Genomic DNA, 19,815 nt, shown 5'->3' on the forward strand with positions numbered 1-19,815 from the left:
ATTGCATAATAAAAAATCGAATTATCTAATTTTTACAAAATTAGAACAAAAATTTATTATTATCTCTTGCAAATTAAAAAGATAACAGGTAAAAAAATTAAAAATGTATAATTATAAACAAAGATATTTTATCAAAGTTTTTAATAAATAATTTAGCCAAATACTTAATTAAGAGCTTAAGCTATATACTTCCCTATAAACGAATTCTGCATCAAAAATCGACAAGATAACCGATTTAATCTTAAGACTTTGAAAGAAAATAATTTTACAAGGTATAAACAATAAGCTTTTAAAACTCATAAAGTAATAAAATTTGATCAGTTTGAGAATATAATTTAATAAAAACCATAAGTGTGAAAAAAGATATCAAAGAGCTAAAAAATATCTTAATTGTTTTAAAAACAAAACCAAGAATGTTAGAAAAAGAACAAAAATAATATAAATACAGAAAATTATGGTTACAAAAGAAAAACACTTACTCTCTAATCAACCACGCTAACTAAGATACTTTTTTATAAAAAAAGAGTGTTATCCGAGTATAAAAGCAGAACAAAGATCACCGTCTTTTATTAAAAATTAAACATATATATCTAGAAACTGATCTTTTTTGCTAGTATCTGCATTTATGGAGTTGCTATTGTCTTTATCTTTTAATTTTGCTTCCTCTTCCTTTTCAGCTTTAGCTTCTACTTTTGCTTTTTTTTCTTGAAATTTCAAAGCTGAAGTTATGCTAATTCTTTTACTTTCGAAATTTGTATCTACTATTCCTCTACAAGCTGTATCAAGTAGCATTAGCAAGTTCCTAGATAATGACAATAGCCTTTTTGGAAAGCAAGTTGATAGATCTCTTTACTACTGCATTTACTAAAATCCATTCCATACTGATAAACTAGAACACAACCTTCGTAATGTGGTTGAACTATAGGCTGTTGAGATACAGTAATTTTATATGCTGAAGCAACACTAGATAATGAAGCAATTAATGCTAAACCTAAGATAATTTTTTTCATTTTAGGCCCTTTCTATGGTTAAAATTTTGATATATAAATAATTATAAAAAACAAAAAATTAATTTAATATTAAACAAGAAAAAAATCAAAAATTTAATCAAAGGTTGAGAAAAATTTACTCATATTGCTGAAACTTTTTCTAAAGATGGATACACTTTTAAATTTTTATAAACCTTTTTTAAGTCTTCCTTAATATTTTTGCAAATTGATTATTTCATCACACCTTTTTATAAGCTTATCTTGATAAGAAATGCAGAAATCGAGAGTCAAGAAAAATTCAGCAATTTATCTTGACTCAAAAATAATTTTAAAAATACTTTTTAATAAAAATTAAAAACAAATACTGATTATTTAAATTATCCATTAGATTTTCTTTTTATCTTCAAGCTCTTTATACCAATAATGATGTAAAATATAAACCTCTTCTTCTTCTTTATAACCAGTGATCATAGAATGAATACTTCCTTTGATTGCAAAAACAGCCATATAAATATGCACTCCAAAAAATACCACACATACAATGCCTAAAATATTATGCACTATAGCAGAAATCCTTAAAAGTTCTATTTGAGTTAAACCTAAAAAATTTTGAATCACAACAGAGTCAAAATCTACAAAATACATAAACAAACCCGTGACAATCATCAAAAAGCCTCCAAATACAGCAATATAATACCAAGTTTTTTGACCAAAATTAAACTTACCTGCAGGAATTGGCTTTTTAACTTTGCTTAAATAACCCCCAACAATCATAAGCCATTTAATATCATAGCTTGCAGGAAGCATTCTTCTAATCCAGCATAAAAACATAGGAATAATAGAAATGATAAATAAAATCATCGCTAAAGCATGTAAATTTTTACAAATTCTAACAAAATTTCCGCCCCCAAAAGTAGATCCAAACATCATAATTAAACCCGTAGGGATTAAAATAATCCAAGAAAGAGCCGCAATAAAATGAAAAATTCTTTCAAATAAGCTAAAAGTGTAAATTTTCTTTCCATTATGAGAAAATTGCTTTGGCCCAATCACCATATAATGCAAAGCAAAAGCACTCAAAGCAGCGATAATAGCGATTAGAGCAATCGTTGCAATATATTCTCCTTGCAAACTCGTCCAAAATTGACCAAAAGTATGATAATTTGGAATATTACTGATTCGATGATGATCCCATATTTGCGTATCTTGTCCCATTCTTTCTTCGCCATAAGCTAATAAATTTACAAAACAAGAAAAAAGCAAGATAAACATTTTTTTCATAAACGTTCCTTTCCTATATAGGCGATCTTCCATTCTATACTTTCTTTAGGTGAAACAATGCCATAGTTTCTATTACTAAGTCTATTTTGATAAATTTCTTCGATTTTTGAACTTTCGCCCACCAATAAAGCCTTAGTTGAACACATAGCCGCACACACCGGTACTTTACCTTCTGCGATACGATTTTGTCCATAAAGCTCTCTTTCTTTTTGTGAATTTGTTTCTTCAGGACCACCTGCACACATTGTACATTTATCCATAATGCCTTTATTGCCAAAAACACTATCTTTTGGAAACTGTGGAGCACCAAAAGGACAAGCATACAAGCAATAACCACAACCTATGCAAATTTCTTTATCATGCAAAACAATACCATCGGCACGTATATAAAAACAATCCACAGGACAAACAATAGAGCAAGGCGCATCATCACAATGCATACATGAAATAGAAGTTGAAACTTCTTTTCCTTGTACGCCTTCATTAAGAGTAATCACGCGGCGACGACGGATATTAATAGGAAGTTCATGAGCCTCATCGCAAGCGACCGCACAACCATTACAATCAATACAACGTTCATTATCGCAAAAGAATTTTAAACGATCTTTTTCTAAATTTATAAAATTTTCTTTACTCATTTTCCATCCTTAGAAATGCGACAAAGTCCGCCTTTGGTTTCTGGAATTTGACACATAACATCATAACCATAATTTGTAATTGTATTGGCACTCTCTCCACTCACATAAGGCTTAGTTCCTTCGGGGAAATTATGAGTTAAATCCACCCCTTGCATCACTCCAGTAAAGTGAAAAGGCAAGAAAATCATTTCTTTTGCAATACCTGGATTAAATTTCACTCTAACATGAATTTTTGTTCCCTCTGGAGAATGGATCCAAATCATATCCCCTTTTTGGATATTTTTTTCTTTTGCAAGCTCTGGATTGATCTCACAAAACATTTCAGGCGTTAAACGTGAAAGATACATAGAAGCTCTATTTTCCATACCCGCACCATTTAGATTAACAAGCCTTGCTGTGATGAGATTGAGTGGAAATTCCTTAGAATAATCCTTAGCCTTTTGCATAGAAATAAATTTTGTATCCACGCGATAAAGTGCTTTTTGATCTTCAAAAGTAGGATATTTTTGTACCAAATCATTCCTTGGAGAATGAAGAGGTTCACGGTGAAGTGGAATTTTATCTTTAAAAGTCCAAACAATAGCTCTAGCTTTAGCATTACCATAAGGAACTATGCCTTTTTCCATACATTTATTTGCAATAATATTACTATCATCATAAGACCAAGTTGCACCCATTTTTTCTTTTTCTTCAGCACTTAAAGTAATTCCTAAAATTTTTTCAATATTTTCTTTAGTGATTTGTGGATATCCTGTATCAATAGGTGAATTTAAAGGCGCATTTTTAGCTAATAAACTTTCACCTTCATATTCAAGCCCAAAATTATTTCTAAAGCCCATACCACCTTTTGCTACTTCAACATCCACATTATAAAGCACAGGAGTTCCTGGATGTTTATCACTCCAGCAAGGCCAAGGAAGTCCGTAATATTCACCATCAACCTCATCTTTTCCCTCTAAAGTGACTTCGTTAAATTTATCCCAATTTAAAGTATGTTTTTTAAGTCTTTCAGGACTCCAACCATTTAAACCTATACTTCTAACCGCTCTAGCAATTTCTTTTGTAGCATTTTCAGGCCAAACAATCTCACCTTTTTCATCTCGCAAAGTTTTAGTGAAATCTTCATAAAAGCCAAGCTTTTTAGCAAGTTCAAATAAAATTTCTTGATCTTCCATGCTCTCATAAAGTGGATCAACAACCTTAAATCTCCATTGCGCACTACGATTAGTCGCGGTTACGCTTCCACTGGTTTCAAATTGAGTTGCAGCCGGTAAAAGATAAATTCCATCTTTTCTTTCTGCGATAATACCTGCTTCATTTACAAAAGGATCTGCTAAAACCAAAAGTTCTAAAGCCTCTAAACCTTCTTTAACTTTAGCTTGCTGTGCGGTTGAAGTGATACCATTTCCTAAAACAACTAAAGCTTTTAAAGGCGTTCCTGCATTATCAACCCTATCATTTCCATCTTTGCCATTTAAAGCTGCTGCCCACCATCTAGCAAGAGAAAGTCCGGTTTTATGCATCCAATCTTTGCTGACAAAATTTCCTAAAAGCCATTCATAATCCACACCCCAAATTTTAGCGTAATACCTCCAAGTCGCTTCATTTAAAGGATAATAACCTGGTAAATTTTCACTCAAACAAGCCATATCCGATGCGCCTTGAACGTTATCATGACCACGTAAGATATTAACCCCGCCGCCAAATTTACCTATATTTCCAAGCACCATCTGTAAAATAGGAGCTAAACGCGTATTTGAAGTTCCTACAGAATGTTGAGTTAAACCCATAGCCCATACTAAAGTAGTCGGTTTATTTTTAGCCACTTCATGAGTGATCTCTACTAAAAGCTCTTTAGAAATTCCTGTGACATTTTCAACTTCTTCTGCTGTCCATTTTGCGGCCTCTTCACGAATTTTATCGATTCCAAAAACTCTTTCATCGATATATTTTGTATCCTCTAAGCCCTCATCAAAAATAATTTTTAGCATTCCATACATAAAAGCTATATCAGTTCCTGGACGAATTCTTGCATAAATATCCGCCTTTGCCGCACTTTTTGTAAATCTAGGATCCACAACAATAAGCTTAGCACCCTTTTCTTTAGCTTTTAAGAAATGCCTAAAACCTACTGGATGATTTACTGCAGGATTTGCACCGATGATAATAATACACTTACTTTTTTGTATATCTCCAAGATGGTTTGTCATAGCGCCATAACCAAATGTATTCGCCACACCGGCGACTGTTGCACTATGTCAAATTCGAGCTTGATGATCTACGTTATTGGTTCCAAAAAATGCTGCAAATTTCCTTATATAATAAGCTTGTTCATTATTGAGTTTGGCAGATCCCAAAAACATCACGCTTTCTGGATTTTCTTTACGATAAGTGGCAAGTTTTTCTCCGATCTCGCTTAAAGCTTGTTCATAAGAAATGCGTTTCCACTCTCCATTTTCTTTTTTCATAGGGTATTTTAAACGCACATGAGAACGCACCATATCGATCATATCAGATCCTTTGCAGCAGTGCCCACCTAAACTTATTGGATGATCTTGAGCGATTTCTTGACGTACCCAAACTCCATTTTGCACTTCAGCAATGATGCCGCAACCCACAGAACAAGCTGTGCAGATTGTCTTAATTTTTTTGCTTCCCTCAAACGCTTCTTTTAATTCAGTCTTGCTTGCCTCTCTAAGATTTTCACTTCTTGCAAGCAAAGGGGTAGCTAAACTTGAAAGAGCCGCCATTTTTAAAAAATTACGACGATTAAGTTTTATATCAACACTTGACATTATTCAGCCTTTGTATAATAATTTTCCCAATTTGCACTTCTTTGAAAAAGCACTTCTTTTTTCTTACTTTTGCCTTTTACTACATCTTTATTTTCTTCTTTAGCAAAAGCTAAACCGGCACTAGGCAATAAACTAGCACTTCCTAAAGCCAAAGCGGATTTTTTAAGAAATTCTCTACGATTTTGCATTCATCCTCCTTTTTTTATTAGCCTCTCTTCTTAGAATTTCAGATCTTGAAAGATCGTTTTGAACTTTTTTAGAAGTGGTTTTTAAAACTTTACCAAGATCAAAACACGATCTTTCAAATTCTATAAAAGTTGCAAGTATCTTAGCTATTTCTTTATACAAATACGCTTTTTTATGCTCTAAAATTAGCGTGATAAATTCATCAATATTTTGATGAATTAGTTTTTGAAATAACTCCTTAGCTAAATCATCTTCTTTTAATTTTAAAAACTCACTCATTAATAAAAAACAAAATCCTACATTATCTTCACTTTCTTTAAATTTCATTTCATTGCGTCTTAAAATACTTTTTGAAAGAATTTCTCTCACACAAAGTAAGGCTTTTGAATTTTCAAAACCTTCTTCAAGATATGAAAATGTCATAGGAATAGCACTCTTTAAAGATAAAAAAAGCTCTTCATATTCTTTAAAAAATAACTCCAAGTTTTTTTGCGAATTTTGTAATAACAAATCAAAACTATCTAACAAATCTTCATCAAACAAATTTTCTTTCATTACTTCCAAACAACGATATAAAGAATCTAAATGTTGTTTAGAATAAGAAAAAACAAAAAGATCGCCAAAAAATTGATAATAAAGACTTCTTGCTAATCTCAATTGCTCTAAATTCATAATCAATTCCTAAAAATTTAGATTTGTAAAAATCAAATCAGACTTTATTATGCAAATATGACTTAATATAGTCTTTAAATCCTAAAATTTCAATAGGTTCTATCTTATTATGATTTGAGTTAAAAAAAACTGAATTTTACTCATTTTAAACACAATCAATCATTAAAAATAAGCAAAATTCATCATTTATAAAATATAGAATTTAAAAATTAATAATGTAAAAAATATCAGTATATTTTTAAGATGAAAAATATTTTATGCAAGATAGAAATAATAAATTAATTCCTTTTTGCATAATCCTCATAAGTAAATTCTCTTATAGTTTTTAAATTCTTATTTTTATCTAAAAACATTAAATTAGGCAATCTTATACCATTAAAAGTTGTATTTTTAACAATAGAATAATGAATTTGATCCAAAAACACAACCTTATCACCCCTTTTTAACTCTTTTTTAAAAGCATACTCTCCCATTACATCACCCGCTAAACAAGTATTGCCTGTTAGCAAATACGCTGTTTCATCTTTTTCCAAAGAAGAAATGTTTTCTCCTTCTCTTGTGCTTAAAATTCTAGCGTCTTGAACTTCACTTGTATAAGGCATGATAATAGTATCTGGCATATGTGCTTCACTTGAAGTATCTAAAATAGCGATTTTCTTTTCATTTTCTACAAGATCAACCACACTGGATACAAGCACACCCGTTTGCCAACCCACAGCTTCCCCTGGTTCCAAATACACTTGAACGCCGTATTTATCGCTAAATTTCTTACAAAGATCAATAAGTTTTTGGATATCATAGCCTTTTTTTGTGATATGATGACCTCCACCAAAATTAACCCATTTCATCTTCTTAATCCATGAAGAAAAATTATTTTCAAATACCTTTAAAACTTGCTCTAAAGCTTGTGCGCTTTCTTCACAAAGAGCATGAAAGTGTAAACCCTCAATACCTTCTAAATTAGCATCCATTAAATCCTTAGCACGAATTCCAAGCCTAGAATATCTTCCGCAAGGATTATAAAGCTCTTTTGGAGCTAAAGAAAATTCAAGGTTGCAGCGAAGTCCAAGGGAATTTTTAGCGCATATATTTTTATATTTTTCAAACTGATATAAAGAATTAAAAACGATGTGATGCGATAAAGAAGAAATTGTTTTGATTTCATCATCTTTAAAAGCTGGAGAATAAGTATGAATTTCTTTATCCATGTATTCTTTAGCAAATTGTGCTTCCCAAAGTCCGCTACAAGTACAACCTTGCAAATATTCTCCGACAATCCTCATCGCTCCTGAAAAAGCAAAGCCTTTAAGGGCTAGTAAAATTTTTGCCCCACTTTCTTCACTGACGTAAGCTAAAAGTTCGCAATTTTTACGTAATTTATCTTCTTCTAAAATATAAGCTGGGGTTTGAATTTTTCCATACATAAACACTTCCTTATAATTTGCGAAATGATACCAAAAACAAGCCAAATTTTAAATAATTTACTGAGCTTTTAAAAATAATGATTATAATACGATTTTATCATTTAAGGAATTTATAATGAATAGAAGACAATTTTTAAAATTTAATGCTTTAAGTTTAGCAAGTATTGGTATAGCTTATGGTTCCCCTATGCATCAAATGCATCACAATAATACCCCTAATGCCATCAACACTTCTTTTATCAATTTTGCACCTAATGATCTTAAACTTCTTAGCAAGGATCAGTTTCCAAGTGGAAAAAAACTAAAAAAATTAACTTTGCTTAAAAATGAAAGTAAAGAAAAAAATTTTTTCCGCGCTACTATAGAGATTAAAGAAAGCCAAATAGAACTCATCAAAGGCAAAAAAACCAAATGCTACACTTACAATGGTTTAATCCCTGGCCCAAAAATAGAAGTTTATGAAGGCGACACGGTTGAAATTTTAGTCAAAAATCAACTCAAAGAACCTACAACTATACATTGGCATGGCGTTCCTGTTCCTCCTGATCAAGACGGTAGCCCACATGATCCTATTTTAGCAGGAAAGGAAAAAATTTATCGTTTCACATTGCCTTTAAATTCTGCAGGCACATACTGGTATCATCCACATCCTCATTACATCACCTCTAAACAAGTTTATATGGGGCTTGCTGGAATTTTTGTGATCAAGGCTAGAAAAGATGCTTTATCTCATTTTGATGAAAAAGATTTAGTTTTTAGTGATTTAAGACTCGATGAAAACGCGCAAATTCCTGAAAATACTTTAACAGATTGGCTTAATGGAAGAGAGGGTGAATTTGTCTTGATCAATGGACAATATCAACCTAAAATTTCTTTACAAGGTGAAAGAATTCGTCTTTATAATCTTTGTTCAGCAAGATATTTAAACTTAAAAATTCAAAACGCTAAATTTATCTTAGTAGGAACTGATGGTGGGCTTATAGAAAAACCTATAATCAAAGAAGAATTATTTTTAGCTCCTGCTTCAAGAGTGGAAGTTTTCATACAAACGGATAAAAAAGGGGAGTTAAAACTAGAAAGCATTTATTATGATAGAGATAAAATGATGGTTAAGGAAAAGAAAGAAAATTTATTCTTAGCCCATCTTAATATAGAAAAAAATCCTAAAAATCTGCCTTCTACTTTGAGAAAATTTGAAACCTTAAAAGATCCGCAAGATTTCAAAGAAATCATAATGAGCGAAGATCATCACAAAATGCACGGCATGATGAAAAAAAGCAAAGAAGAACAAAAAGCTGCTTTAGCTTCTATGTTTTTAATCAATAAAAAAACCTACGATCTAAACCGCATAGACTTGATTTCAAAGGTTGGAGTTGTTGAGGATTGGATCGTTATCAATGACTCGCACATGGATCATCCTTTTCATATACATGGAACACAATTTGAACTTATTTCATCCAAACTAAATGGCACTATAAAAAAAGCTGAATTTAGAGCCTTAAGAGATACAATCAACGTGCGTCCAAAAGAAGAATTAAGACTAAGAATGAAACAAGATTTTGTTGGACTTAGAATGTATCATTGTCATATTTTAGAACATGAAGATTTAGGCATGATGGGGAATTTGGAAGTAAGGGAAAATAATGGTAAAAATTGAATTTTTAGGACCCATTAATAAAGCTAGTTTAGAATTAGAAGTTAAAAATTTAAAAGAATTAAAAAAGTTCTTAAAACAAGATGAAAGTTTGAAAAAATGGCTTGATCTTTGTGCGGTAGCCTTAAATGATGAAATCATTTTTGATGAAAATACAACTTTTAAAGATGGAGATAAAATCGCACTTTTACCTCCTGTTGGCGGTGGTTGATGGAATACTTTTCACTCCATAAAGGCCCTTTAAATATCCCTGAAATTTATACAAAATGGTATGAATTTAGCATCAAACAAAATTGTGGGGCTTTAATCACTTTTTGCGGCATAGTCAGAGATGATGATAAGGTGGAAGGTTTGAGTTTTGATATTTACGAGCCTTTGCTCATTTCTTGGTTTAAAAATTGGCAAGAAAGACTTCAAAAAGAGCCTGTTTATCTTTTATTTGCGCATTCTATTGGCGATGTAAAAGTTGGAGAAAGTTCATATTTTGCAGGTGTTTTAAGCAAACAAAGAAAATTAGGCTTAAAACTTATAAGTGACTTTGTAGAAGATTTTAAAGCTAATGCACCCATTTGGAAATACGATCTTAAACATGGTGAAAGAATTTATGCCCTAGATAGATCAAGTAAGCTTTTAGGGGCTGGAATTTTATCATGATCAAACAAATTTTTAAAGCAACAGCTTTAAGTGATAAAAAACCAAAAAGCGATAAACAAAACTTGAAAATCTTTCCTTTATGGAAAGATTTTCATCGTGTTTTCGGTGCTCCTGATGAAATTTATAGTGTTTATTATGATTATAAAGATTTGGAATTTAAATTGGTAAAGGATAATTAATGTTAATTTCTTATGAAGAAAGTTTAAAAATTTTACATTCTCATATAAAAAGTTATGAAAGAATAGAAAAAATAGCACTCACTCAATGTTTAGGACGTATCTTAGCGTGCGATATCAAAGCACTTAAAAATCAGCCTGAAATGGAAACTTCGGCTATGGATGGCTATGCGATTAAATTTGAAGATCAAGATAAGGCTTTAAAAATTTTAGGCGCAACTCCTGCGGGCACCATGCCACAATTTGAAGTAACAAATGGAACTTGTGTCAAAACTTTTACAGGCTCTTTGATGAGTTTAGGAAGCGACACGCTTGTTCCAGTTGAAAACGTCCGCATGGAAAAAGATCAAATTTTTATAGAAAAAAGCGTTAAAAAAGGTTTTGCGGTTAGAAAAATTGGAGAAAATTATAAAAAAGATGAAATTTTACTCAAAAAAGGTACAAAATTAAATTATAGTGAAATTGCACTTTTAGCAGAATTAGGCTTTTTTCACATCAGCGTTTTTGTAAAACCAATCATTGGGGTTTTAAGCAGCGGTAGTGAAATCAAAGATCTAGGAGAAACCTTGGACAATCCTGCTCAAATTCGCTCCTCTAATCACATTGCTATCGCTAATTTAGCTAAAAATTTAGCTTGTGATACAAGGGTTTTTCCACTTTTAAAAGATGATGAAAAAGCGACGCTAAAAACTTTAGAAAGTGCTTTAGAATCCTGCGATATTTTAATCACGACAGGCGGAGTTTCTATGGGAGATTTTGATTTTTTGAAAAGCGCTGTTAAAGAGTATGAAATCATCATTGATAAAGTAGATATCAAACCAGGACGCCACATCAAAATCGCTAAAGCAAATCATAAATTCATCATCGCCTTACCTGGTTTTCCATACTCTGCTATGGTGATGTTTAATCTTTATGCTAGAGAGATTTTAAACGCTTGGTTGTGTCAAGAAAAAGATTATATCACTAAAGCTTTCTTGCAAGGAAGTTATAAGAAAAAAACGCCTTATTTGGAATTCGTTGCTTGCAATGTAGAATTTAAGGAAGGACGTATTTTAGTCAATTTAGAAGGAAAAAAAGAAGGCTCTAGTGCGATCATTAACAACCTTAATCACAAGGCTGCATTAATGATCGTTCCTAAAGAATGTGAAATTTTAGAAAATGAGAGTTTGGTTGATATAGTTTTTATGCCTTAGGCATAATTTTTATCTTCAACCGACTCCAAGCAATGATAAAAAGGATGATATAGATACAATTTAAATTAATACGAAAATAAGTAAATTTTTCTAGATCAAAAAACATTATAAAACTTTTTAAATAAACTTTTATAAAATCATTTAAGCCAAAAAATTTCATAAGATCTTCTAATTGAGAAATTACCAGCACATTATCTATTGGGTAAAAATGATAAGCAAAGAAAAAAATATAAACTACAAAAAAGATTTTCATGCTGCTTATTTTGACTAGTTCTTTAAAAAAGAAAAATGCTGATGTAATTACAAATAAAGTACGACAAAGAAAAAACCCATAAAAAGATGTAAAATAATCAAATAGCGGAATAAACGTGATACAATCAAAAACTACCCACAAAGTAAAAAACAATAACATTTTATACGATCGTATTTTTTTACAAAGTAATAAAATAGATATAAAAGAAAATATACAAAAAAGACATTCTAAAACAATTGCAATTGCTTTAGGGGAAAAAATTGACTCGAAATTAAAAACTTCTATTTCTGAGAAAAAAATATAATGGAAAATAAAATTATAAACAATCAGAAAATTTGATATTAAAGCAAAAATCATTATAATTTTAATAAGCTTTAATCCTTGAGTGGTTGTTGTGTAATTTTCTTCTTTTACCCCTTCATCAAAGCTTTCAAAATTTAACCAAGCTAAAGCATGATAAATAAAATTTATAAGAGAAAATATAACTCCCACACAAAGCAAAATCGAAGCAACTGCTAAGATAAAAATACTTTTAAAATCTATATTGCTACTCATAGGAGAAAGACTCATAATGCTACTCATAGGAGTAAAACCCATATTGCCGCCCATAGGAATGAAATCTAGATTAATAATTCTTATTTCTAAATTCCATAAAAATAAACCCATGCCTACAATAAAAACTAGAATGCCTATAAAACCTGTGTAAAAAGCTCTAATAAAATATTTTTGATGCGTTACTCTTGCGATTTCATAAAATATATTCTTAGAAAATTTATAAAAAACTATCAAGATAATAACACTTAATAACAATTTCAAAACTATAGCAGTAAGTTGTTCAGCACCTTGTATCAAAATAGCTCCAATGATACCACTAAATATAATAATACCTACCATACTAAACAAATTACTAAATAAATTCTTAGCACCGGCATGAACTTTGAGTTTATAAAAAACAATGATAAATAAAATAGAGCTAACTAAACTAAAATATAAACCTATCATAGGAGTAAAACCTAACAAGCCAAGCGTTAAACCTATAAGAGCAAAAATTTTCACATTTCTAGCGATTTTTTGTCGATTTTCCAATAAGATTTCCTTTTATTTTTTTGAGTTTAAATCAATTTGATTTTCTGTATTATTTATTTCTATCTCTTCATCAAAACTTTTAAATTTAATCCAAGCTAGGATATGATAAATAAAACCAATGAAAATAAGTATAATTGGAAAGACAAGAAATATTGTTAACATACCTATAAAATACATATAAAAAGCTTTGATAAAATATTTTTGATGAGTTACTCTTGCGATTTCATAAAACATATTCTTAGCAAATTTATAAGAAACTGCTAACACGATAACATACAATAAAAATTCTACAACTAGGATAGTAATGTCTTGATCATGAAAAGCATACCTCAAAATAATTTCAATGATGACGCCAAGCACAACAATACCCACTATGCTAAAAAAATTAATAAATAACTTCTTAGCGCCAGCATGAACTTTGAGTTTATAAAAAACAATGATATATAAAATCCAACTAGCTATATTAAAGAGAGGCCCTATTAAAGGTATTATAGCCAACACACTGAGAGTTAAACTTGTAAGAGCAAAAATTTTCACATTTCTAGCGATTTTTTGTCGATCTTCCATAAATTTTCCTTGTAAAAAAAATAATTTAAGCTTTTTATTATATATAAATCATTTTAAATCTAGTTTATCTTATAGTTTTTAAGATGCCAACAAATAACTCTTTAGCTTTTTCTTGATTTTGTTTTAATTCCTCTAAAATTTCTTCCACTTCACGCAAAGATTTTTCTTCTTTAACATTTGGATTTTTAGCGCTTAGATCATAATTTCTATTTGACAAAGTATTCCAATAAAAATTATCCAGAAAATCTCTATATTTTAACGAACAAATTTTAATCAAGTAATCGCTTCAATCTATCTAAACATTCCTCAATGATTCTATCAATATCTTCCTTGATTAACTCTTTTTGTGGTTTTGGGATAAAAACATAATTTTTATTAAAAGTTGGCCATTGCTCATCATCCTTATAAGGATATAAACCTATACTTGGAATTTCAAGATTGGTAGCAAGATGAATCGTTCCTGTGCTAGGACTAATCAAACATTTAGAGTAATTAAGCAAGGCGACTAAATTTAAAATATCCTCATTATTTTTAAAGATAAAAATTTGTTTATTTAACAAAGCATCTAAACTATTTATTTGCTCCATAAATTCTTGATGGACTGCTTCATAAGTAGGAATGATGACTTGTTTCATCAAACTGGCTTTACAAATTAAAGTGATGTAATCTTGAATGCTTAGATTATAAGGCGTTGAAACAGCAAAAGGATTGATCACGATAAAATCTTTTTCTTTTAACTTGTAAGAATTTAAAAAATTTTGAACAAAAATTTCATTCTCGGCTGGAATTTTAATCTTAGTATCAAAGCATAGATTTTTAATTTTTTCATCATAAAGCTTTGGATTGATTTTTCTTGCATAATAAAGAAATTTTGCTCTTTCACTTCTATCTTTAAAAAATCTCTTAATAAAACTAATATTGATAGTAATACAACGAGGACTTAGAAAACTTAGCCATTTGAGACGGATTATAATGCGTTTGGCATTGGTTTGAAGCAAAAATTTAACAAAAAAGCTTTTTGCATGAAATGCTATTAAATAATCGCAATTAAAAGAATTGATTTGTTTTAAAACTTGCTGATTTCCTCCTCTTGCGGCGAAATCAATAACTTCAACTTTATCTATAAAATCAAAATTTTCTAATAATTTTTGAGTATTTTTCACACCAAATACAATAACCTTTGCCTTAAAAATAGTTTTTATAGCATAAAGTGCATCCAAAGTTGCAACTATATCTCCTATACTATAGGGGCAATAATACCCTACACAAAGTTGCTTATACCCCCCCCCGTAAATCTATACTTTTCATTATTTATCTCCTTTTCTTAATTGATACATTCACATAAAAACATTTCACTTGTATCATCTTTAGCAATTCTTTTATCAAAAGAAGAATATATAAAAAAGCACTCAAAGTCAAGCTCTTGTAAAATATTTTTTATTTCCTCTAAATCATAAAGATGGATTTTAAAATCCATAGTTTCACTTTTTAAAAGCTTATCTTTATCGTATAATTCATAAATTGAAGGTGAAAATTGAGTCTTTGTAAGCTCATCATAATGATTTTTACTTTTCAAAAACAAGTCAAAATTTTGCTTTGTTTTAACACTAACGCTTATTTTATAATCCTCATCATCTTTACATTTTGTCGCTATAGTATCAAGCGCAAAGACCAATCTTCCACCTTTTACCAAAAAAGATTTTAGTTTTTTTAAAAACTCTTTACACTCATTTACATCACCAATCAAACAAATCGAACCCGAACTTATAAAAATATAATCAAAACGTTCATGAGTAAAAAAATCTAAAACATCACCCTGTATAATCTTTGCGTTTGGCTCTTTTTCTTTTAGTTTTTCCAGCATAAAAATAGAATTATCTACCCCGCTAATATCAAAACCGCGCTCTATAAAAGGGAGTAAAAAACGTCCACTTCCGCACATCATTTCTAAAATTTTATACTCTTTTTTAGCATAAGAAAGATAAAAATTTAATTCATCTTCAGGAGCCTTTGTATGCAAAATTTCATACATTTGCGTGCATAAAGCATCGTAATAATTTGCTTTCACTCTAAAACTATACCTTCATTGATCACAATTTCACCGATGATAAAAGCATCACTTGCCTCTAAAACCTTGCTTACATTTGATGGATCAACCACCATCACTAAACCAACACCCATATTAAAACTTCTATACATTTCATTTTCTTCAACCGCTTCGCCTATGGTATAGAAAATTTCAGGGGTTTTAAGATGATGTTTTCGGATGATTGCTCCCATTCCACGCGGTAAAACACGCGGTAAATTTTCAACCAAGCCTCCACCAGTAATATGTGCTAAAGCATTGATAAAAGGTTTTAAAGTAAGAAATTCACGCACATAAATTCTTGTAGGCTCCAATAAAACATCGATTAAATTTTTTCCTTCTACTTTATCATCAAACTTCATCTTTAAACTTTCAAAAAGCACTTTTCTAGCTAAAGAATAGCCATTAGAATGAAGTCCAGAACTTGGAAGTGCTAATAAAATATCACCATTTTTTACAAATTTGCTTCGATCGATTTCATCTTCTTCAGCCATGCCCACAGCAAAACCCGCAAGATCAAAATCATCTTTTGCATACATTCCAGGCATTTCAGCAGTTTCACCGCCGATTAAAGCACAATTTGCCAACTTACAACCCTTAGCGATCCCTTCAACAACAACTTTTGCAACATCCACTTCTAATTTAGCCGTAGCATAATAATCCAAAAAGAATAAAGGCGTAGCAAAATTGCAAATAAGATCATTCACACACATCGCAACCAAATCTTGCCCTATGGTGTCGTATTTTTTTGCGTCTATAGCTAAGCGAAGTTTAGTCCCAACTCCATCTGTAGCACTTAACATCACAGGCTTTTTAAAGCCACTTGGCATTCTAAAAGCACCTGAAAAAGATCCTATGCCACCGATAACATTTTCATTAAAAGTTTCTTTTACAAGTGGCTTTATAGCTTCAACAAAAGCATTACCGTTATCTATACTTACTCCAGCATCTTCGTATGAAATTTTCATTAATTTTCCTTTAAGAAATAAAAAGTTATTTTAACGAAAAAAGTTTTAATAAGGCATAAGATGAAGAATGCTTTTTTTGTAACCGCTTCAATCGCTTGCGGCAAAAGCACTTTTATACAAATTGCAAATTCTATGGGATTTCAAAGCATCAGCGCAGATGAAATCGCTCATGAAATTTTAGATCAACACTCTTTAGAACTTGCACAAATGTTTTCAAAATTCAATACAAAAAATCAAAAATTATTAAAAGAAAACAAAAAAATCGATAGAAAAATTCTTGGTAGTATCATTTTTAACGATCAGGAAGCAAAAAAAATATTAGAAGATTTTACCCACCCAAAAATCAGAATGCAAATTTTAGAGCAAATGCAAATTTTAGAAAAACAAAATAAACCCTATTTCGTTGAAATTCCACTTTTTTTTGAAAGCAAAGCTTATGAGAATTTAGGCAAAGTGATCTTGATATATTCTCCTAAAGAATTAAGCCTAGAAAGACTTATGAAAAGGGATAATTTAAATTTAAAAGCTGCCAAAGAAAGGCTTTATTCTCAAATGGATATCGAAGAAAAACTTAAAAAAGCGGATTTGATTATAAAAAATACTGGCTCTTATGCCGATTTTGAAAAAGAATGCATACTGACGATTAAAAAAATCTCCAAAGGAATAATTTGAAATTTTATAAATATTGTGCTAATGGCAATGATTTTATCATTACAAATGCTGATAAAAAAGAAAATAGAAGTGAATTAGCTAAAGAAATTTGCGATCGCTATAAAGGCATAGGTGCAGATGGTTTTATCGTGATCTTGCCTCATGAAAAATACGATTTTGAATGGGAATTTTATAACAATGATGGCTCTTATGCAAGTATGTGTGGCAATGGCTCAAGGGCTGCGGCACATTTTGCACATCATATCAATAAAACACCATCAAAAATGACTTTTTTAACTGGAGCAGGTGTGATCAAGGCCGAAGTTGAAAATGATTTGGTAGAAATTTCATTTGGACAAGTTAAAAATATAAAAAGCCCATTTGAAGAATTTGGAAAAACTTGGCAAATTTGCGATACTGGAGTGCCACATTTAGTACATTTTTGTAAAAATTTAGATGAATTTGATATCATACTTTGTGAAAAAATGAGAAAAAAGTATGATGCAAATGTCAATTTTGCAAAAATCATAAATGAAAATTCCTTAAAGGTACGAACCTTTGAACGCGGTGTCGAAAATGAAACTTTAGCTTGTGGAACAGGAATGGGAGCTTGTTTTTATCTTGCATTTTTAGAGCAAAAAATTCAAGATAAAGCTAGCGTATTTCCAAAAAGCGGAGAAAAAGTTGATTTTAGATTAGAACATGAAGAATTGTTTTTTAAAGGAAAGGTAAGATACTGTTTTGAGGCGAATTATAATTTTTCTTAGTCTTTTTTTGAGTCAAATTTTTGCTACATCAAATTTAGAAGATGGCTTTGGGGAAGATTATTATAACTTAAGCATAGAAGAAAAAAGGCAAGTTTTTTTTGTCAAAATGAATGCGATGTTTGATGAAAGTTTTAAAGAAATCGCTAAAGAGCAAGATTTCATCGATGCATTTTTTAAATACGAATTTCAAAATGGCTTTAGATTGGCCAATCAACAAGCTTTTGCCAAACTTTTAGAACTCAAAGAAAAATATCGAGTGCAAAATCTTTTTGATTATTACGAGTATAAAAAAAGAATCGCTCCTATCCCAAAATCTATGGGCATAGCACAAGCTTTAGTTGAAAGCGCAACCGGCACTAGTCGTTTTGCAAAAGAAGCAAACAATCTTTTTGGGGAATGGACTTGGGGTGATAAAGGCTTGATTCCTGATCTAAGACATCCTAATAAAAAGCATAAAATTAAAATTTTTGATTCTTTACAAGATAGTGTTAATTCTTACGTTTTAAATTTAAACAGACATTTTGCTTACGCTAATTTTAGAGAAGCAAGGTATCAAGATATGAAAGAAGGCAAACTTATAAAAGGCTTTGAAGCTATAAGAACCTTACACGCTTATTCAGAACGTAAAGATTTTTATATCGATATCGTAACAAAGGTCATGGATAAATATCATCTTGAAAAATACGATAATCTTAATTCTAAGCCAAGCTTAGATCTTTTTAAAAATTAAAAACCAAGTGCGAATTTATCAAAAGGCAAAATTTCAAATTTAACCCCTTGCTCTAAAAAACTATCTTCACTCGAAAGGGTGATAAATATCACATTATAAATTCCTAATTCTAAAGCCTTAGAAACGATTTTTCTTGCACGAATTTTAATCAAATCAATATCCAAAGTCGGACTAGAAATATAAGCGATTTTTAACTCTTTGCTAAAAAAATGAAAATATTTATTGTAAAAAAAATCTTCTTGAAATTTAAAAAGCTCATTTAAAATCACATTTTCAAATAAATGTGCAAAATCCTTATAAATGCAAAGATTATTCCTTAAACCAAAATCTCTAAAATAAATTTTTTGAAGTTTTTTTTCACCATGCATAATAGGATAAATAATATAACGATTTTCAAGCTCTTTTATGGCATGATAAACACTGTCTTTTGAAGTTTTTATCTTTGTTTTAAGCTCTAAAAATAACTTAGAAATGCTGATTTGCTGCCCTAAATTTTTGGCTAAATATTTTAAAATTTCAAGCTCTAAAAAGTTAAAACTTTGCTTTAAAAGCTCATTTTTTCGGCTCAATTCACTGCGTCCAGTTTGCAAAAAAAGCCCTACTAAGTGATTAATGGGTAGATTTTTTTTATTGATACTTATGAATTCTTCAAAATCAAAATAATCAAGCCAAAGTTCTTTAAAATCTTTAAAATGCAAATCCTTTTTATCTGTGCTTACTATAATAGGAATTTTAATATCTTGCAAATCCAAAGTAAAATCAAGATCATAAAGACAAAGAATTTTGATTTGATGATGATTTTGCAAAAAAACTCCAAGTTGTTTTAAACTCTCTTTTTCAAAACGTATATCGCTTAAATTTAAAAATAAAATTTCTTCGGGTTTAAATTGGGATAGATAATTAAAAATTAAGGTTTTTTTGCCTGATTTTTTAGGGCCTTTAAGGATGATATTGGCTTGTGAAATTTGCACTTTTCTTTCATAGTCTATTTCAAATTTGGGTGCATTTTCATAGAAAAAATTCAATATTTTCATTTTTTTCCTTT

At 30.3% G+C, this 19,815-nt stretch carries 22 protein-coding genes and 1 pseudogene; 8 read left to right on the forward strand and 15 right to left on the reverse strand.

All coding sequences use genetic code 11. The features are described from left to right. Nucleotides 1-576: 576 nt before the first annotated feature. The 8 genes from CQA75_RS00210 to nspC all read right to left on the reverse strand — a co-directional run bounded on the left by CQA75_RS00210 (nt 577) and on the right by nspC (nt 7,985). Nucleotides 577-792 carry a hypothetical protein gene (locus CQA75_RS00210; protein WP_137623061.1) on the reverse strand — a complete coding sequence of 72 codons (216 nt, stop codon included), beginning with the start codon at nt 790-792 and terminating at the stop codon, nt 577-579. Beyond that, nucleotides 792-1,010, reverse strand: coding sequence for a hypothetical protein (locus tag CQA75_RS00215; RefSeq protein ID WP_137623062.1), 219 nt, complete (start codon nt 1,008-1,010; stop codon nt 792-794). The genes CQA75_RS00210 and CQA75_RS00215 overlap by 1 nt, the downstream gene beginning before the upstream one ends. 363 nt (nt 1,011-1,373) lie before the next feature. Continuing rightward, nucleotides 1,374-2,270 carry a formate dehydrogenase subunit gamma gene (locus tag CQA75_RS00220; protein WP_137621606.1) on the reverse strand — a complete coding sequence of 299 codons (897 nt, stop codon included), beginning with the start codon at nt 2,268-2,270 and terminating at the stop codon, nt 1,374-1,376. Next, nucleotides 2,267-2,908: a formate dehydrogenase FDH3 subunit beta gene (gene fdh3B, locus CQA75_RS00225; protein ID WP_137623063.1), complete on the reverse strand. Its 642-nt coding sequence runs from the start codon at nt 2,906-2,908 to the stop codon at nt 2,267-2,269. The genes CQA75_RS00220 and fdh3B overlap by 4 nt, the downstream gene beginning before the upstream one ends. Further along, nucleotides 2,905-5,703, reverse strand: a complete 2,799-nt coding sequence (locus tag CQA75_RS00230; RefSeq protein ID WP_137623064.1) for a formate dehydrogenase subunit alpha — start codon at nt 5,701-5,703, stop codon at nt 2,905-2,907. The genes fdh3B and CQA75_RS00230 overlap by 4 nt, the downstream gene beginning before the upstream one ends. Further along, on the reverse strand, nt 5,703-5,891 hold the full coding sequence (locus tag CQA75_RS00235; protein WP_137623065.1) for a twin-arginine translocation signal domain-containing protein: 189 nt from the start codon (nt 5,889-5,891) through the stop codon (nt 5,703-5,705). The genes CQA75_RS00230 and CQA75_RS00235 overlap by 1 nt, the downstream gene beginning before the upstream one ends. Then, entirely contained in the window at nt 5,878-6,561 is a 684-nt protein-coding gene (locus CQA75_RS00240; protein WP_137623066.1) for a molecular chaperone TorD family protein, read from the reverse strand. The genes CQA75_RS00235 and CQA75_RS00240 overlap by 14 nt, the downstream gene beginning before the upstream one ends. A gap of 278 nt (nt 6,562-6,839) precedes the next feature. Then, on the reverse strand, nt 6,840-7,985 hold the full coding sequence (gene nspC, locus CQA75_RS00245) for a carboxynorspermidine decarboxylase (protein ID WP_137623067.1): 1,146 nt from the start codon (nt 7,983-7,985) through the stop codon (nt 6,840-6,842). A 115-nt stretch (nt 7,986-8,100) separates the two neighbouring features. Here nspC and CQA75_RS00250 point away from each other — a divergent pair, with 115 nt between their 5' ends. Genes CQA75_RS00250 through CQA75_RS00270 form a run of 5 tightly spaced genes read left to right on the forward strand, consistent with a single transcriptional unit; the run spans nt 8,101 to nt 11,662 of the window. Continuing rightward, a complete protein-coding gene (locus CQA75_RS00250) occupies nt 8,101-9,642 on the forward strand; it encodes a multicopper oxidase family protein (protein ID WP_137623068.1) in 1,542 nt (513 codons plus the stop codon). Continuing rightward, nucleotides 9,629-9,850 carry a MoaD/ThiS family protein gene (locus tag CQA75_RS00255; protein WP_137623069.1) on the forward strand — a complete coding sequence of 74 codons (222 nt, stop codon included), beginning with the start codon at nt 9,629-9,631 and terminating at the stop codon, nt 9,848-9,850. The genes CQA75_RS00250 and CQA75_RS00255 overlap by 14 nt, the downstream gene beginning before the upstream one ends. Further along, nucleotides 9,850-10,293: a molybdopterin synthase catalytic subunit gene (locus CQA75_RS00260; RefSeq protein WP_137623070.1), complete on the forward strand. Its 444-nt coding sequence runs from the start codon at nt 9,850-9,852 to the stop codon at nt 10,291-10,293. Before CQA75_RS00255 ends, CQA75_RS00260 begins: the two co-directional genes overlap by 1 nt. After that, the gene (locus tag CQA75_RS00265) at nt 10,290-10,472 is read left to right on the forward strand and encodes a hypothetical protein (protein WP_137623071.1); all 183 of its coding nucleotides are present in this window, start codon (nt 10,290-10,292) and stop codon (nt 10,470-10,472) included. The genes CQA75_RS00260 and CQA75_RS00265 overlap by 4 nt, the downstream gene beginning before the upstream one ends. Next, on the forward strand, nt 10,472-11,662 hold the full coding sequence (locus tag CQA75_RS00270; protein WP_137623072.1) for a molybdopterin molybdotransferase MoeA: 1,191 nt from the start codon (nt 10,472-10,474) through the stop codon (nt 11,660-11,662). Before CQA75_RS00265 ends, CQA75_RS00270 begins: the two co-directional genes overlap by 1 nt. Here CQA75_RS00270 and CQA75_RS00275 read toward each other — a convergent pair. The 6 genes and pseudogenes from CQA75_RS00275 to purM form a co-directional block, all read right to left on the reverse strand. Further along, nucleotides 11,652-13,001, reverse strand: coding sequence for a hypothetical protein (locus CQA75_RS00275; protein WP_137623073.1), 1,350 nt, complete (start codon nt 12,999-13,001; stop codon nt 11,652-11,654). The two genes, CQA75_RS00270 and CQA75_RS00275, sit on opposite strands and share 11 nt — an antisense overlap. Before the next feature lie 12 nt (nt 13,002-13,013). Continuing rightward, a complete protein-coding gene (locus CQA75_RS00280) occupies nt 13,014-13,568 on the reverse strand; it encodes a hypothetical protein (RefSeq protein WP_137623074.1) in 555 nt (184 codons plus the stop codon). Nucleotides 13,569-13,632: 64 nt separating this feature from the next. Then, a pseudogene (locus tag CQA75_RS09085) lies at nt 13,633-13,785 on the reverse strand (SAM-dependent DNA methyltransferase); the annotation flags it as partial. Between the two features lie 52 nt (nt 13,786-13,837). After that, nucleotides 13,838-14,788, reverse strand: a complete 951-nt coding sequence (locus CQA75_RS00285) for a glycosyltransferase family 9 protein (RefSeq protein ID WP_137623075.1) — start codon at nt 14,786-14,788, stop codon at nt 13,838-13,840. 104 nt (nt 14,789-14,892) lie between these two features. Continuing rightward, nucleotides 14,893-15,636 (reverse strand): class I SAM-dependent methyltransferase, encoded by a 744-nt coding sequence (locus tag CQA75_RS00290; protein WP_212741792.1) that lies wholly within the window; start codon nt 15,634-15,636, stop codon nt 14,893-14,895. Beyond that, nucleotides 15,633-16,622 carry a phosphoribosylformylglycinamidine cyclo-ligase gene (gene purM, locus CQA75_RS00295; RefSeq protein ID WP_137623076.1) on the reverse strand — a complete coding sequence of 330 codons (990 nt, stop codon included), beginning with the start codon at nt 16,620-16,622 and terminating at the stop codon, nt 15,633-15,635. The genes CQA75_RS00290 and purM overlap by 4 nt, the downstream gene beginning before the upstream one ends. A gap of 60 nt (nt 16,623-16,682) precedes the next feature. Between purM and coaE the strand changes: the two genes are divergently transcribed. Genes coaE through CQA75_RS00310 form a run of 3 tightly spaced genes read left to right on the forward strand, consistent with a single transcriptional unit; the run spans nt 16,683 to nt 18,770 of the window. Beyond that, on the forward strand, nt 16,683-17,294 hold the full coding sequence (gene coaE / locus CQA75_RS00300; RefSeq protein ID WP_137623077.1) for a dephospho-CoA kinase: 612 nt from the start codon (nt 16,683-16,685) through the stop codon (nt 17,292-17,294). Then, complete coding sequence (gene dapF, locus CQA75_RS00305; RefSeq protein WP_137623078.1) at nt 17,291-18,040, forward strand: diaminopimelate epimerase; 750 nt, start codon at nt 17,291-17,293, stop codon at nt 18,038-18,040. Before coaE ends, dapF begins: the two co-directional genes overlap by 4 nt. Continuing rightward, nucleotides 18,015-18,770: a glucosaminidase domain-containing protein gene (locus CQA75_RS00310; RefSeq protein WP_137623079.1), complete on the forward strand. Its 756-nt coding sequence runs from the start codon at nt 18,015-18,017 to the stop codon at nt 18,768-18,770. Before dapF ends, CQA75_RS00310 begins: the two co-directional genes overlap by 26 nt. On the opposite strand, the gene CQA75_RS00315 is transcribed toward CQA75_RS00310, so the two are convergent. Further along, nucleotides 18,767-19,804 (reverse strand): ATP-binding protein, encoded by a 1,038-nt coding sequence (locus CQA75_RS00315; protein ID WP_137623080.1) that lies wholly within the window; start codon nt 19,802-19,804, stop codon nt 18,767-18,769. The two genes, CQA75_RS00310 and CQA75_RS00315, sit on opposite strands and share 4 nt — an antisense overlap. Nucleotides 19,805-19,815 lie beyond the last annotated feature (11 nt).

This window comes from Campylobacter taeniopygiae (assembly GCF_005406225.1).
GTDB classification, from domain to species: Bacteria; Campylobacterota; Campylobacteria; order Campylobacterales; family Campylobacteraceae; genus Campylobacter_D; species Campylobacter_D taeniopygiae.

What these genes read in the sequence shown, in the direction of transcription:
- CQA75_RS00210 (WP_137623061.1), bottom strand. Translation starts at nt 792, where the DNA reads ATGCTACTTGATACAGCTTGTAGAGGAATAGTAGATACAAATTTCGAA.
- CQA75_RS00215 (WP_137623062.1), bottom strand. Translation starts at nt 1,010, where the DNA reads ATGAAAAAAATTATCTTAGGTTTAGCATTAATTGCTTCATTATCTAGT.
- CQA75_RS00220 (WP_137621606.1), bottom strand. Translation starts at nt 2,270, where the DNA reads ATGAAAAAAATGTTTATCTTGCTTTTTTCTTGTTTTGTAAATTTATTA.
- fdh3B (WP_137623063.1), bottom strand. Translation starts at nt 2,908, where the DNA reads ATGAGTAAAGAAAATTTTATAAATTTAGAAAAAGATCGTTTAAAATTC.
- CQA75_RS00235 (WP_137623065.1), bottom strand. Translation starts at nt 5,891, where the DNA reads ATGCAAAATCGTAGAGAATTTCTTAAAAAATCCGCTTTGGCTTTAGGA.
- CQA75_RS00240 (WP_137623066.1), bottom strand. Translation starts at nt 6,561, where the DNA reads ATGAATTTAGAGCAATTGAGATTAGCAAGAAGTCTTTATTATCAATTT.
- nspC (WP_137623067.1), bottom strand. Translation starts at nt 7,985, where the DNA reads ATGTATGGAAAAATTCAAACCCCAGCTTATATTTTAGAAGAAGATAAA.
- CQA75_RS00250 (WP_137623068.1), top strand. Translation starts at nt 8,101, where the DNA reads ATGAATAGAAGACAATTTTTAAAATTTAATGCTTTAAGTTTAGCAAGT.
- CQA75_RS00255 (WP_137623069.1), top strand. Translation starts at nt 9,629, where the DNA reads ATGGTAAAAATTGAATTTTTAGGACCCATTAATAAAGCTAGTTTAGAA.
- CQA75_RS00260 (WP_137623070.1), top strand. Translation starts at nt 9,850, where the DNA reads ATGGAATACTTTTCACTCCATAAAGGCCCTTTAAATATCCCTGAAATT.
- CQA75_RS00265 (WP_137623071.1), top strand. Translation starts at nt 10,290, where the DNA reads ATGATCAAACAAATTTTTAAAGCAACAGCTTTAAGTGATAAAAAACCA.
- CQA75_RS00270 (WP_137623072.1), top strand. Translation starts at nt 10,472, where the DNA reads ATGTTAATTTCTTATGAAGAAAGTTTAAAAATTTTACATTCTCATATA.
- CQA75_RS00280 (WP_137623074.1), bottom strand. Translation starts at nt 13,568, where the DNA reads ATGGAAGATCGACAAAAAATCGCTAGAAATGTGAAAATTTTTGCTCTT.
- purM (WP_137623076.1), bottom strand. Translation starts at nt 16,622, where the DNA reads ATGAAAATTTCATACGAAGATGCTGGAGTAAGTATAGATAACGGTAAT.
- coaE (WP_137623077.1), top strand. Translation starts at nt 16,683, where the DNA reads ATGAAGAATGCTTTTTTTGTAACCGCTTCAATCGCTTGCGGCAAAAGC.
- CQA75_RS00315 (WP_137623080.1), bottom strand. Translation starts at nt 19,804, where the DNA reads ATGAAAATATTGAATTTTTTCTATGAAAATGCACCCAAATTTGAAATA.